The sequence below is a fragment of the Stenotrophomonas sp. YJH_SMC_64 genome (assembly GCF_059371375.1).
Window position 1 is genome coordinate 120,766 of record NZ_JCAFUN010000007.1, and the last position, 13,278, is coordinate 134,043.

15 protein-coding genes are annotated in these 13,278 nt (G+C 68.4%); 6 read left to right on the top strand and 9 right to left on the bottom strand.

Annotated features, from left to right (window positions below):
• The first annotated feature begins 2 nt into the window (after window positions 1–2).
• From AC5P9L_RS09180 to AC5P9L_RS09200, 5 genes are all read left to right on the top strand, one after another.
• Complete coding sequence (locus tag AC5P9L_RS09180) at window positions 3–548, top strand: redoxin domain-containing protein (RefSeq protein WP_049430390.1); 546 nt, start codon at window positions 3–5, stop codon at window positions 546–548.
• A gap of 57 nt (window positions 549–605) precedes the next feature.
• Window positions 606–1,346, top strand: coding sequence for a response regulator (locus AC5P9L_RS09185; protein ID WP_005408504.1), 741 nt, complete (start codon window positions 606–608; stop codon window positions 1,344–1,346).
• On the top strand, window positions 1,343–2,656 hold the full coding sequence (locus AC5P9L_RS09190) for a sensor histidine kinase (protein ID WP_099527523.1): 1,314 nt from the start codon (window positions 1,343–1,345) through the stop codon (window positions 2,654–2,656). The genes AC5P9L_RS09185 and AC5P9L_RS09190 overlap by 4 nt, the downstream gene beginning before the upstream one ends.
• Before the next feature lie 124 nt (window positions 2,657–2,780).
• Window positions 2,781–3,794, top strand: coding sequence for a hypothetical protein (locus AC5P9L_RS09195; RefSeq protein WP_099527522.1), 1,014 nt, complete (start codon window positions 2,781–2,783; stop codon window positions 3,792–3,794).
• A gap of 78 nt (window positions 3,795–3,872) precedes the next feature.
• Entirely contained in the window at window positions 3,873–5,132 is a 1,260-nt protein-coding gene (locus AC5P9L_RS09200; protein ID WP_088431582.1) for an MFS transporter, read from the top strand.
• A gap of 4 nt (window positions 5,133–5,136) precedes the next feature.
• On the opposite strand, the gene AC5P9L_RS09205 is transcribed toward AC5P9L_RS09200, so the two are convergent.
• The gene (locus AC5P9L_RS09205; protein ID WP_099527521.1) at window positions 5,137–6,084 is read right to left on the bottom strand and encodes a nucleoside hydrolase; all 948 of its coding nucleotides are present in this window, start codon (window positions 6,082–6,084) and stop codon (window positions 5,137–5,139) included.
• Between the two features lie 151 nt (window positions 6,085–6,235).
• Between AC5P9L_RS09205 and AC5P9L_RS09210 the strand changes: the two genes are divergently transcribed.
• Window positions 6,236–6,568, top strand: coding sequence for a hypothetical protein (locus AC5P9L_RS09210; protein WP_099527520.1), 333 nt, complete (start codon window positions 6,236–6,238; stop codon window positions 6,566–6,568).
• A gap of 71 nt (window positions 6,569–6,639) precedes the next feature.
• Here the strand turns inward: AC5P9L_RS09210 and AC5P9L_RS09215 are convergent, their stop codons facing one another.
• The 8 genes from AC5P9L_RS09215 to mdcC all read right to left on the bottom strand — a co-directional run bounded on the left by AC5P9L_RS09215 (window position 6,640) and on the right by mdcC (window position 13,271).
• Window positions 6,640–7,359 (bottom strand): GntR family transcriptional regulator, encoded by a 720-nt coding sequence (locus AC5P9L_RS09215; RefSeq protein ID WP_024957000.1) that lies wholly within the window; start codon window positions 7,357–7,359, stop codon window positions 6,640–6,642.
• Between the two features lie 105 nt (window positions 7,360–7,464).
• The gene (locus AC5P9L_RS09220) at window positions 7,465–8,832 is read right to left on the bottom strand and encodes an SLC13 family permease (RefSeq protein WP_005408510.1); all 1,368 of its coding nucleotides are present in this window, start codon (window positions 8,830–8,832) and stop codon (window positions 7,465–7,467) included.
• Between the two features lie 104 nt (window positions 8,833–8,936).
• Window positions 8,937–9,857 carry a malonate decarboxylase subunit epsilon gene (gene mdcH, locus AC5P9L_RS09225; protein WP_262101738.1) on the bottom strand — a complete coding sequence of 307 codons (921 nt, stop codon included), beginning with the start codon at window positions 9,855–9,857 and terminating at the stop codon, window positions 8,937–8,939.
• A complete protein-coding gene (gene mdcB / locus AC5P9L_RS09230; protein ID WP_099474328.1) occupies window positions 9,854–10,669 on the bottom strand; it encodes a triphosphoribosyl-dephospho-CoA synthase MdcB in 816 nt (271 codons plus the stop codon). Before mdcB ends, mdcH begins: the two co-directional genes overlap by 4 nt.
• Before the next feature lie 35 nt (window positions 10,670–10,704).
• Window positions 10,705–11,346, bottom strand: a complete 642-nt coding sequence (gene mdcG, locus AC5P9L_RS09235; RefSeq protein ID WP_099474329.1) for a malonate decarboxylase holo-[acyl-carrier-protein] synthase — start codon at window positions 11,344–11,346, stop codon at window positions 10,705–10,707.
• Window positions 11,339–12,043: a biotin-independent malonate decarboxylase subunit gamma gene (gene mdcE, locus AC5P9L_RS09240; protein WP_262101745.1), complete on the bottom strand. Its 705-nt coding sequence runs from the start codon at window positions 12,041–12,043 to the stop codon at window positions 11,339–11,341. The genes mdcG and mdcE overlap by 8 nt, the downstream gene beginning before the upstream one ends.
• 2 nt (window positions 12,044–12,045) lie before the next feature.
• Window positions 12,046–12,954, bottom strand: coding sequence for a biotin-independent malonate decarboxylase subunit beta (locus AC5P9L_RS09245; RefSeq protein ID WP_262101739.1), 909 nt, complete (start codon window positions 12,952–12,954; stop codon window positions 12,046–12,048).
• The gene (gene mdcC / locus AC5P9L_RS09250; protein ID WP_262101740.1) at window positions 12,951–13,271 is read right to left on the bottom strand and encodes a malonate decarboxylase acyl carrier protein; all 321 of its coding nucleotides are present in this window, start codon (window positions 13,269–13,271) and stop codon (window positions 12,951–12,953) included. The genes AC5P9L_RS09245 and mdcC overlap by 4 nt, the downstream gene beginning before the upstream one ends.
• Window positions 13,272–13,278: the final 7 nt, after the last annotated feature.

The window sequence follows — 13,278 nt, forward strand, 5'->3', positions numbered from 1 at the left end:
CGATGGCCGGCCTGCGTGCGTACGTGCTGCCGTTGCTGATGGGCGTGCTGGGTGGGGCTGCGCTGTTGATGGCCTGGCCCAGCCCGGAGGCCGATGCGCAGCCGGCACAGGCCGTTCCCGCCGCCGGGTTCGACGGTGGCGGGCCCTGGCACAACAGCCCACCGCTCACACTGAAGCAGTTGCGGGGGCAGGTGGTGCTGGTCGAGTTCTGGACCTACACCTGCCGCAACTGCCTCAACGTGGCGCCGCATGTCCACCAGTGGCATGCACGCTACGCGTCGCAGGGCCTGAGGGTGATCGGCGTGCATACGCCGGAGTTCGCCTATGAAGGGTTGCCCGGCAACGTGCGCAAGGCCATCGCACGGTTGGACATCACCTGGCCGGTGGTGCAGGACAACCAGTACCGGATCTGGAACGCCTGGCGCAACCGCTTCTGGCCCGCGCTGTACCTGCTCGACCGTCAGGGGCGGGTGGTCTACCGCCATTACGGCGAGGGCGACTACGCACGTACCGAAAGCGAGATCCAGCGCCTGCTGGCCAACCCCTGAGCCGCGCTACCATGGCCGCGCAGCGCGGCCCTGACCTCCGTCTTCATCGAGAACGCAATGAACCACGTACCGCATATCCTGGTCGTCGACGATGACAGCGAGATCCGCCAGATGCTGGCCGATTACCTGCAGCGCAACGGCCTGCGCGTGAGCCAGGCCGACGGTGGCCGGGCCATGCGCGCGCTGATGGATACCCATGCCGTGGATCTGGTGGTGCTGGACGTGATGATGCCGGGCGAGGACGGCCTGAGCCTGTGCCGCAACCTGCGCGCCGGCAAGCATCGTGCGGTGCCGGTGGTGCTGCTGACCGCCCGCGACGACGAGACCGACCGCATCATCGGCCTGGAAATGGGCGCTGATGACTATGTGACCAAGCCCTTCTCTTCGCGCGAACTGCTGGCACGCATCAATGCGGTGATCCGCCGCACGCAGATGCTGCCGCCGAATCTGCAGGTGAGCGAAGCAGGTCGCCAGCTGGCCTTCGGCGAGTGGCGCCTGGACACCACCGCACGCCATCTGCTGGATGCGCAGGACACCGCGCATCCGCTCAGTGGCGCCGAGTTCCGCCTGTTGCGCGTGTTCCTCGATCACGCCAATCGGGTGCTCAGCCGTGACCAGCTGCTCAGCCTCACCCAGGGCCGCGATGCCGAACTGTTCGACCGCTCGATCGATCTGCTGGTCAGCCGCGTGCGGCAGCGCCTGGGTGACGACGCACGCGAGCCGACCTACATCAAGACCGTGCGCAGCGAAGGCTATGTGTTCAGCGTGCCGGTGCAGTTGCTGGGGCCGGACGAATGAACACCACCGCACACCGCCCACGCTGGCCGCGCACGCTGTCGGCGCGGCTGCTGCTGGTGCTGCTGGGTGGATTGGCGCTGGCCCACGCACTGTCCTTCGGCCTGCTGTTCTTCGAACGCTACCAGTCCACGCGCAGCATGATGCTGCGCAACCTCGATGAAGACGTGGCCGTGAGTGTCGCGCTGCTGGAACACCTGCCCGCAGGCCAGCGCGCAGCCTGGGTGCCGCGGCTGGAGCGGCGCACCTACCGTTACCTGCTGCGCCCGGCCGCCGCAGGACCCGGGCTGCAGACCGATCGTGCACGCCAGGTCACGGCGATCATCGACGACAGCCTGCAGCACCGCTATCCGTTGCAGGCGCGCCAGGTGGCTCGCCTGCCGGAGCGGTTCGAGGTGGAACTGCGCCTGCACGACGGCACCCCCTTGACCATCGAAGTCACCCCGTCGGGCCTGCCGCTGGCGCGCTGGCTGCCCGCCGTGTTGCTGGTGCAGCTGGCGCTGCTGCTGGTGTGCGCGTGGCTGGCGGTGCGCCTGGCCATGCGCCCGCTGCAGCAGCTGTCGCGTGCGGTGGAGCATCTGCAGCCGGGCAAGGACGGGCCCGAACTGCCTGAAGATGGCCCGGCGGAAGTGGGCGGCGCGGCGGCTGCGCTCAACGCACTGCAGGCACGCATTCGTGGCCATGTCACTGAGCGCCTGCAGATCCTGGCCGCGATCTCGCATGACCTGCAGACCCCCATCACGCGCATGAAGCTTCGGGTGGAGACCCTGCCTGAAGACAGCACCCAGCAGCGGTTGCTGGACGACCTCGACCACCTGGGTCAACTGGTGCGTGAGGGCGTGGCCTATGCGCGCAGCAGCCACGTCGCCAGTGGCGCACCGGTGTCGATGGACCTGGGCGCGTTCCTGGCCAGTGTGGTCGGCGATTACGAGGACATGGGCAAGCCGGTCAGCGGTGGTGCGCCCGCTGGACTGGTCGTGCAGACCTGGCCGCAGCCGCTGCGCCGGGTGGTCGGCAATCTGGTCGACAACGCGTTGCGTTACGCGGGTGCCGCCGAGGTCGAGGCGGGCCGTGATGACGCCGGCAGAGTGTGGATCAGCATTTCCGACCGTGGCCCTGGCATTCCCGAGGACCAGCTGCAGGCAGTGCTGGCGCCGTTCCATCGGCTGGAAAGCTCGCGCAACCGCGATACCGGCGGCACTGGCCTGGGCCTGGCCATCGCGGTGCAGCTGGCACAGTCGCTGGGCGGATCGCTGAGGTTGCACAACCGCGAGGGCGGCGGCCTGCGGGCGGAACTGCAGCTGCCGGGGTAACGGGCGGGGTCGGATCCCTTGCGGGAGCGAAGGGCGCTGACCCCGATGTGGGATCTGCGACGTTCCTGCACGGCTTCGGGATCGGCGATCATCTGCAGGGAGTGTCGAAACCAGGAAACACGCAATGCAGGGAACGCAGCATTCAATCCGGCGCCCGCGCCACGCCGCGCTGCTGGTCGGTCTACTCGCGCTGGCGGCATGCCAGCGCACACCGGATGCGCCGACCGGGGCACCCGCAGCGGGCGCACCGCTTGCCGCCCCGGCCACCGCAACAGACCTCTCTCCGCTGCTCGATGCCCTGCCGACCTGCGCGCTGGACGGCTGGTACATCGATCAGCAGACCGCCCGCCCGGCCCACCCCTGGCTGGCCACGAATGCACCGAAACCCTGCAAGGAGGACGGGGAGAACGAAATCGCCACGTTCTGCGTGCAGGGGCAATGGAAGGGGCTGCCGGTGGAGGAGGTGATCCTGCCGACGATGACGTTCGTTTCGTTCCGTGGGGCCAGGATCGGCCTGCCGCTGGAGAAGGCACGTCCCATCGTCCGCCAGCGTTTCGGGCAGGACTTCCCCGGTGGTGCGGCGTACGAGGCGGGCCGCGAGCCGAAGCTGATGGCCGATCCCGAGGATGCGCAGCGCTCATGGCTGCTGTGCAGCACGCCGGAACCGGGAGACGATCTGGGCAGCCAGGCAGGCGTCAGCTATTCCGGCATGAACCTGCCCTACGACCACGACGGTTGCAGCTACCGCTACAGCCCGGTCGACTTCTGCGATGCGCGGCACCGCGGAGCCATCGAAGATGCCCTCCAGCATCAGAAACCCAATTTCAACAAGCACTACCTGCTGGTGCAGGTCGATGATCGACCCGAGTACTTCCAGCGCACGCTGGTGCTGGTCGACACCCGCACCGGACGCGCCACGCCATTGCCGATCGATGCCTTCACCGGCCCGGCGGGGAAGGGCGGAGAGGCCACCGGCTACGGGACACTGGAGACGAGCGTGGACCAGCAGCAGTTCTGCCTCGATGGTGCGCTGCTGGTCTACCGCGTGTTCGAGGAGGGGCGCTTCTGCTTCGGCTTTGACGGCGAGCGTTTCACCGGCCATGAAACCCAGTACATGCAGGCAGCGGACAGCCGATGACCGGTATTTCACCCCGTCCATGCCACGCTGCGCGGAACCTGCGCAACCGGGATCGAGGCTGTTGAAGGCGAACACGCAATGACTGCCGCGCGGCAGCGCTCGATGTGGGTGGCGGGCCTTTCCACTGTAGTGGAGTGGTACGACTTCACTCTCTACCTGTACTTCGCCACGGTGCTGTCGCGGGTGTTCTTCGGCGGCGGCGAACAGGCGCTGCTGGTCACGCTGGCCGGCTTCGCGGTGTCCTACCTGATGCGTCCGCTGGGCGCGCTGTGCTTTGGTCACCTGGGCGACCGCCTGGGCCGGCGCTGGATGCTGCTGGCATCGATGGCCTTGATGGCGGCGGCGATGCTGGCCACTGCGCTGCTGCCAACCGCGGCCACCGCAGGCACCACGGCGGGCGTACTGCTGCTGGTACTGCGCTGCGTGATGGCGTTTTCGGTGGGCGGCGAGTACACCGGCGTGGTGGCGTACCTGCTGGAAAGCGCACCGGCGCGGCGACGCGGCCTGGTGACCTCGCTGGCTTCGGCCGCCAGCGAGGTGGGTGCGCTGCTGGCGGTGGCGATCTCCGCGGTTACCGTGGCGCTGCTCGCGCCCGCGCAGCTGGACAGCTGGGGCTGGCGTATTCCGTTCTTCGTTGGCGCGGCGCTGGCACTGGTGATCCTGGTCGCACGCTCGGGCATGCACGAGTCGCCGGAGTTCGAGCGGCAGCGCCGCGAGGGCAGCATTCCCGCGACGCCGCTGAAGCATGTGCTGCGCAACCATCCGCTGGCGGTGGCGCGCACGTTCGCGATCTCGGCGCTGGGCTCGATTACTTACTACGTCGGCATCACCTATGTGCCCGCATTCCTGCATGCGCGGGGCCACGATGAGGGCGATGCGCTGTGGCTGTCGACGATTGCGGCCGTGGCGGTGATCGCGATCACGCCCCTGTGCGGCGCATTGTCCGACCGCGTCGGACGAAGGCCGGTGCTGTTGGGCCTGACCGTGCTGGCAGCGCTGCTGCCGCTGTCCTTGTTCGCGTGGATGGCGCAGGCGACGCCGCTGGGCATCGCGCTGGCCGCGGTGTTGCTGGCCTGCGTGGCCGGTGGCGTGAGCGCGGTGGCGGCCCCGGCCACGGCCGAGCAGTTCCCCGGCGAAGGCCGGGTCAGCGGGCTGGCACTGGGCGTGACCATGGCCACGGCCGTGTTCGGCGGTGCAACGCCCTGGCTGGCGCAATGGTGGGTGGAACGCAGCGGCTGGGCGGCGGCGCCGGGCGCGATGATCGCGCTGGTGGCGGTGCTGGTGCTGCCGGTGCTGTGGACCCTGCCCGAGACGGTCCCGGGCAGGGCCAAGCGCTAGCGGGTCAGACCTTCAGGGTCTGCTCGATGTCGGCCAGCACGGCGGCCGCATCGACGCCGATGGCAATCGACTGCACCACGTGGCCGTCCCACACGCTGGGGCCGAACGCCAGGCCTTCCGGCTTGGGAATGGTCATGCCGCGGGCGACGCCGTCGGTGGCCACGCGCACGCTGGCGCGCTCGAACTGGAACAGCTCCGGACGGGTCAGCGCGATGCAGGCGCAGCAGTCGTGCACGACCATGCCCTTGTGGCCGGCCTGCAGGTAGAAGTCCACGTAATCCTGCGACAGCGCACGCACCAGTTCGGCATCGGCACCACCGATCGCAGCCAGCTTGTCCAGGCCGTCACGGTCCATTTCCACGCGGGTGGTCACGTCCAGGCCGATGGCGGTGACCGGCCAGCTGGCGGTGAACACCACGTCGGCCGCTTCGGCGTCGCCCCAGATGTTGGCCTCGGCGGCCGGGGTGATGTTGCCGTTGACGTGGAAGGCGCCGCCCATGATCACCACGCCGCGTACCACGCCGGCGATGTCCGGCGCCTGCTGCAGGGCAAGGGCCAGGTTGGTCATGCGGCCGACCGCGACCAGGGTCACCTCGCCCGGATGGGCGCGGACCAGGTCGATGATCAGCTGGTGGGCGGGGCGCGCGTCGGCGGCCACGTCCAGTTCGGCCGGCACCGGGTGGTTGCCCAGGCCGTTGTGGCCATGGATGTGCACCGGCCAGGCTTCCGGGGTGGCTTCCGGCTGCAGCGGGCCGCCGGCACCGCGTGCGACCGGAGCGGCAAAGCCCCAGGCCTGCTTCAGGTACAGCGCATTGTGCGTGGTCGACTCCACCGAGGCGTTGCCGAAGGTGGTGGTGACACCGATCAGGTCGATCTGGGCGTGCTTGTGCAGGTACAGCAGGGCCAGGGCGTCGTCGACGCCCGGGTCGGTATCGAAAATGACTTTCAGCATGTTGTTGTTCTTCTTCTTCCGTGTGGTGCGGGGGGCGCCGGCGGCCCGGAAGCAGGCCAGCGCGCCCTACATTGTCCCATCTTCATGACAGGCAGGGCCATTGCCGGGGAGGCAGGCCATAATGCCCCCAGTCCAGGCACGGAACCGCCGAATGCTGATCGTTGCCCTTCTGCTGGTCCTGCTGGTGCTGGGCCTGAACGTGGTGGCTACCGTGGTGATCGTCAGGCGCGATGGCCTCTCGGCGGATGGCCGGACAGTGCAGTTGCTGCTGGTCTGGCTGCTGCCGCTGGTCGGCGCCATCCTGTGCATGGCGGTGGCCACGGCCGATGGCTCGGGCAGCCGGGGGGATGACGGCGGAAGCCATGACACCTCCGTTGGCTATTCCAGTGACAACCACAGCCATCACAGCTACAGCAGCTCCGACTGCGGTAGCGGCGACAGCGGTGGGGGTGGTGACGGTGGCAGCTGCGGTGGTGGCGATTGACGAGATGTTCCAGGATGCCGGCCAAGGTCACGTTCTGGTAGTGCCGGCCGCTGGCCGGCAACCTCATCCGCTCAACCGCCGCCTTCGGTCGGCAACGGCGCCGGCACGTTCAACAGCCCACCTGCCGCCACATAGGCGGCCAGTGCCTGGCCCTGGCTGAGCAGATGGCGCTCCATGGTGCGTTCGGCAGCCTGCGCGTCGCGGCGGCGGAAGCACTCCATCAATTCGCGGTGTTCGGCCAGCGACTGCGCGGTGCGGCCCGGGGTCAGCAGCTGGCGGCCGCGATGCATCTTCAGGATGCGGTGCAGGTCGTGGGTGATGCGGATCAGCCACGGGTTGCCGGCGTAGTGCTGCACGGTTTCGTGGATCAGGTAGTTGTTGCGGTAGTACTCGGCGATGTTGCCCTCGGCCGCCGCGGTTTCCATCGCCGCATGCAGGTCTTCCAGCTGCTGCACGCCGGCATCGTCGATGTGCCTGACCGCTTCGTGCGCACAGCGGCCTTCCAGCATGGCCATCACCGGGAACAGTTGGTTGAGGTCTTCCAGCGTCAACCGGGTGACCCGGCAGCCACGACCGGCATCGATCTGCACCAGGCCTTCGGCAGCCAGCAGCTTCAGCGCCTCCCGCAGCGGCGTACGGCTGATGCCCAGTTCTTCGCACAGTGCGGGCTCGTCGATCCACTCACCCGGCGGCAGCCGGTAGTCGTAGATGCGCTCGCGCACGTGTTCGGCCACCTCTTCGTACAGAGGTGCGCGCTTCTTCGGTGACCGCGGGGCAGGGGCAATAGCCATGGAGGAAGTGTACCGCCAGGTAGTGCCGGCCGCTGGCCGGCAACCCATGATCGCTGGATGACTTCATGGGATTGCCGGCCAGCGGCCGGCCCTACCGTTGGGTGGTTACATCCAGCCCGGTACCACGAATACCAGCCAGGCCAGCAGCGGCCCCAGGGCCACCACCAGTCCGCTGTAGACCAGGAAGCGGCGGAACAGGGTCTCGCGTTCCTCCTTGGCTGCCGAAGCCACCACCAGTGCGCCATTGGTGGAGAACGGGCTGACATCGACGATGGTGGACGACACCGCCAGCGCGCAGATCACGCCGGCGGCGCTGAGGTGACCCTGCATCAGGAACGGCACCGCCAGCGGAATCGTGGCGCCCAGCACCGCAGCCGACGAGGCGAATGCGGAGACAATGCCGCCGACGTAGCAGACCAGCAGCGCGCCGAGCAGCGGAATGCCGATGTCGGACACGCCATTGCCGATGAAGTCCACCGCGCCGGCATGTTCCAGCACGCCGATGTAGGTCACCACACCGCAGATCAGCAGCACGGTGGACCAGCTGATGCCATCCACCGCGCCCTTCTGGCTTTGTGGCGACAGCAGTGCCAGCGCGACAGCCACGGTGATCGAGACCAGGCCGACGTTGAGGTTGTAGATCAGCGCGGCCACGCCCAGGCCGAGCAGGCCGATCAGGGTGAACAGCCGCTCGCGGGTCAGGCTCACCGCATCCAGTGCTGCCGGATCATTGCTGAGCGTGCCGCCGCCGGCTGCGACCAGCGCGCCATGGCCTTCGATGGCGAATTGGCGCGACGAGGCCTGTGGGCCACCGGCCATCGCCAGCTCGGCATTGCCGAGCGTTCCGGCCGCGGTGATCGAGCCACGCCGCAGCAGGGCGATGCCGCCGAACGCGAAGAAGCAGATCGTCGCCATCATGAAGTTGAAGCCCAGGCTGGTCAGGAATACCGCCATCTCGGTCACTTCCAGCCCGGCTTTCTGCACCACGCCGTTGGTGATGCTGCCGTACACGCTGATCGGCGAGAAGCCACCGGCCTGCGCGCCATGGATGACCAGCAGGCCCATCATCAGTGGATTGATGTTGTACTGCTTGGCAAAGCGCAGCGCGACCGGACCGATGATCGCGACCGCCGCCGGGCCCAGCGCACCGAACGCGGTGAGGACCGCGGTGATCACGAACATCACCCACGGAATGGCCACGATATGGCCGCGCACGGCTTTTACTGCCCAGTGCACCAGCAGGTCGATGGTGCCGTTCTTCTGCGCGATGGCGAACAGGTAGGTGATGCCGACCAGGGTCAGGAACAGATCGCCGGGAAAGCCGGCCAGGACCTCCTTGCCGCCCATGTCGACCCACAGCCCGCCGATGATGAAGGCCAGCGCGAAGGCGACGGCGCCCATGTTGATCGGCATCGCCGTGGCAACAATGAACATGATCACCAGACCGATGATCGTTGCGATTTGTGGACTCATGCGCCCTCCCAGACACGTGACTCACGTACAGCACGGATGGAGACCCGCCATCCCGGGGTAAGGCGACGTACGGCGTGTTGCGTGATACGTACTGCTCGAACCCGTTACTGCAGCCGTTCCAGCGCGCTGCGGACCCAGGCCGCGGCGCCTTCAAGGCTCTGGAACTCTTCCACCGCGCGCACCTCGCAGCACGGATAGGCCGGCGCGACCATGCGCGCCAGCGCGTTGCCCGGGCCCAGCTGCAGGAACACGCGCGCGCCGCGCTCGAAGGCCTGGCGCATCACCTGCGCCCATTCGATGGTCTGCGCCAGTTGCAACGACAGCGTGCTGACTGCCGTTGCGCGGTCCCGCACCGGTCGCGCATCGATGCCGGCCAGCAGCGGCAGGCATGGGGCCTGCAGTGGCGATGCATCGAGTGCGGCAGCGAACGGTGCGACCGCCGCCGCCAGCAATGGTGTGTGTGCGGGCACGCGCACCGGCAGCAGACGGATGTCCGCGCCCTGCGCCCGCGCTGCATCGGCCAGCCGCTGCAACGAGGCGTGTGTGCCGCCCACGATGAAATGGTCCTGCCCGTTGGCGATGGCCACGTAGGTGCCCTGCGCATCGCACAGCGACTGCAGGCTGCGGCGATCCAGCCCGAGCACCGCCTGCAGGCCTGCATCGGCGGGGCTGGCGCTGCCCATCAACTGCGCACGTTGCGCAGCCAGGGCCAGGCAGGTGGTGGCATCGAAGCTGCCGGCGATGGCGTGCGCGACGAGCTCGCCAATGCTGTAGCCGGCCACCAGCACCGGTGCAGGCACCGCTTCGCGAAGTCCCTGCCAGTGCGTGAGGCTGGCTGCACACAGCAAGGGCTGCGCCAGAGCATTGTCGAAGCGCGATTCGTCAGCCGCTGCCGCGAACACGTCGCGTCCAAGCACTGCACTGGCGGTCTCCAGTACGTCGCGCACGGCAGGCAGATCGCGCACGCGGTCGAACATCGCCGCATGCTGCGCACCTTGGCCGGGGCAGAGCAGGGCAAGGCTCATGCGACCTCCTGCTGCAGCAGGAACCAGGCACAGGCCAGCAGGTCGGCACTGCCGCCGGGGCTCAGCCGGCGTGCGACGAATCCATTACCGATGCTGTGCAGGCGTGCCTGCCAGCCGGGTACGAAGACGCCGCCGGCATCGAGGAAGCCTCGCGCCTGTTGCTGGGCCCAGCGCAGGCCGTTGGCGCCGCCACGGTGCAGCAGGTTGAGGTCATCCACGCACGCGATCAGCTGCATCAGCGTCTGGCACATCGCGGCCTCGCGTGGCAGGTCGCTGGCCAGCGCGTGGCGCAGGGTAGGCAGTGCCACCTCGCGCAGCAGCGGGTAGCCGGCGGCCGCTTGTTCGCGCACACCCTGCACGCCGTGCCGTGCGCGCGCGCGCTGGCCAGGGCTGTTCGCATCCAGCGGTGCGCCGGCGAGCTCGGCAGCCCAGCGGCGCACTTCCTGGCAGACCTGCTCGGCTGCGATGGCACCGCCCGCGCGGCCCCGACAGGCAGCGGAAGCCGCCACCAGCAGGCCAAGGCTGAAGATCGCGCCGCGATGAGTGTTGATGCCCGCAGTGGCGTGCAGCATCGATATCTCCGCAGCGATGCCGTGCCGGCGCAACGTCTGGAACGGTGCCGCGCTGGCACCGGCGTCGGCCACGGCGATGAAGTAGTGGCGCAGCGTGAACAGGCTGCGCAGGAACGTGCCGGCGTCCATGTCGTGATGGCTGCCGCTGTCGAATGGCGTGACCAACCCTGGCTTGGGTGCAAGGGCCAGTTCGGCGTGCAGGCTGGCGATGGCGAGGCGCCCCAGACGCGCGCTGTCCACGGCAGCTGGCCTGACCGCCGGTTGCACGAGGGCGTTCACGCGCTCACCCCGGTGGAGGCGAACAACGCATCACGTAGTTCCAGTGCGGCACCATCGAGGCGCTTGACCAGTACCTCGCGGCTGCGCCCGGCGTATTCGCGCCAGTTCACCGCGCCACCATCCACCAGGCACAGTTCGCCATCGACCCGATGCCCGTAGGCGCTTTCCCAGTGCTGCAGGCGCTCGACCAGCAGGTCGGCCTGCCGCGCGTCATCCGCCTGCCACAGCAGGTCGATGTCCGAGCGTGCGTGCACATAGGGCAGGCCGCTGAGGTGCTGCCAGGCGAAGGCACCGAACACGCGGGCCGGTGCAAGCCGCAGCATTGCCTGCAGTGCCGCCTGCCAATCAGCCGGAACGCCGCCGGCGAGAATCTCATCCAGGGCAGGGGGAGGCTGCAGGTGCTGGATGTCCTGCAGGGCCACGCGCAGCGCCAGCCGTTGCTTGCCTTCGCCTGGCGGCAGCGGCACCCCCAGGCGCAGCCGCGGGTCGGGATCATCCGCCGCACTGCGTGCCACCATGGCTGGCAGGCCCTGTGCGAACCATGCTGCCAGGCGCGGTTCGTGTGCAGTCACGTCAGCCCGCCAGTCGGCATCGGCCGACAGCCAGGCCAGCGTGTGGCGGGCGGGCCGCTCAGGCATCGCCGTGGGCCACCGCAGTCGAAACCCCTGCCGCCAGGGCGCGACCGCCACGCTGTGCGCCGCGTGCGGCACGCAGGTCGCCTTCGGCGGGCGTGCGCAGGGCCTGCAGCAGGTGCTGGGCAAGATCGCCCTCCCACAACGAGTCCACCGCACCCATCGCCACGTAGTTGGCGACGCCAGGCGCGAATACCGGCGAGCTCTGGCTGAGCGCCTGCAGCTTCTCCAGCGGTTGCTTGGTCACCCGCGCCATTGCGCGCAGGTCCATCACCCGCACCTGTGCATCGGGCAGGGCGTGGATGTGGTCGGCCATCAGGCCGAATGAGAGGAAGCCGCCACTGACGGATTCGCCGTAGACCAGGGTGATCAGGCGCGCACCACGGCGGCGTGCCAGATCGAGCGTCTGCGCGAGATGCGCAAAGTAACCATTGATGCCCAACAGTTCGTCGCGCCGCGCCAGGCGCTGGCCGGCGGTATCTACCAGCATCACGATCGGTCGCTGTGGATGTGCGCCGGTGCTGGCAAGCACGGTTTCGGCCAGTGCCAGTGCGTGGTCCACGCCGACTTCAAGTTTGTCGGCGGTACCGATCACGGTCACCTCGCCATCCTCGGTGGCAGCGCTGCCGGTCAGCACCGAATCGTTCACCGCAACGGCATGCCCATGCGGGAACAACGCATCGAGCAGGGTCTGCAACGGCATGCTCATGGCAGGCTCCGGTCGGCGGTGGCGATGAGGAATTCATCGGTGTCGAGCAGTGGCAGGCGTTCGGGGTGGGCAATGCCCAGCCGCGCCCAGATCTCCAGGCCATCGCGGCAATCGCCCCAGGCCTTCACGCGCGCCTTCAATGCCGCATGGCGTTCCTGCAGCGCAGCCAGTGCAGTATCCGGATCGGTGCTGCTGGTATCAGGCTGCAGCGCGTTGCTGGCCGCCTGCGCGAAGGCCTCGATGGCATCGGGCACCAGCACCTGTGCCTGGTCGATCAGGTAGCGGTGCTTGCCTCCCGTTACGCGCCAGACCAGCGCGCGATCGCGGGAATCGAACTCTTCCACGCCGCGCACGGTTTCGATCACTTCCGGGCCGGACAGCGACAGGCGCCCCTCTTCGGACATGATGACCGTGCTGCAGCAGCGGGCGACGATGCCCATGCCGCCGAAGGCGCCGTTGCCGCTGCCGATCAGCGCGATCACCGGCACACCCGCTGCACGCGCGTCCAGGGTGGCGCGCATGATCTCGGAAATGGCGATGAGCCCTGCATTGGCTTCGTGCAGGCGCACACCACCGGTGTCCAGCAGCAGAAGCACACCTTCGGGATGTGTTTCGGCTGCGCGGCGCAGCAGCCCGGTCAGCTTGGCGCCGTGCACCTCGCCCACGCCGCCGCCCATGAATTCACCCTGCTGCGCGGCCAGCAGCACGCGCTTGCCCTGCAGCGTGGCTTCGCCGACCACGATGCCATCGTCGAATGCGGCCGGCTGATCGAGCTGGGCCAGGTGCGGGCTCATCACCCTCCGCGCCGGGCCGAGGAATTCGCGGAACGAACCGGCGTCGACCAGCCCGGCAATGCGCTCGCGTGCATCGGCTTCGTAATAGCTGTGGCGTCGAGCGTGGCTCATGGCGTGCCTCCGGCCAGCAGTGTTTCCACGGCCTGGTCCAGGCGCAGGCTGACTACCGCCGGGGTCGCACCGGCATCGTTGATCGAGATGCGTACATCGCGCAGCGGATGACGCTGTGCGAAGTCGCTGATCACCGCTTGCCACACGCTGCCGAAGCCCTTCGCGGCTGTGATGATGCGCACCGTCATCGCGCCGTCCAGTGCGGCCGGCTCCAGCAGGATTTCCAGGTTGCCCGAGGCCAGCACGCCGACCAGCACCGCATCGCGCGGAAACTGCACCGCAGCGTGTCCTTCGAATCGATAGTCGAGGGTTTCCATGCTCAGC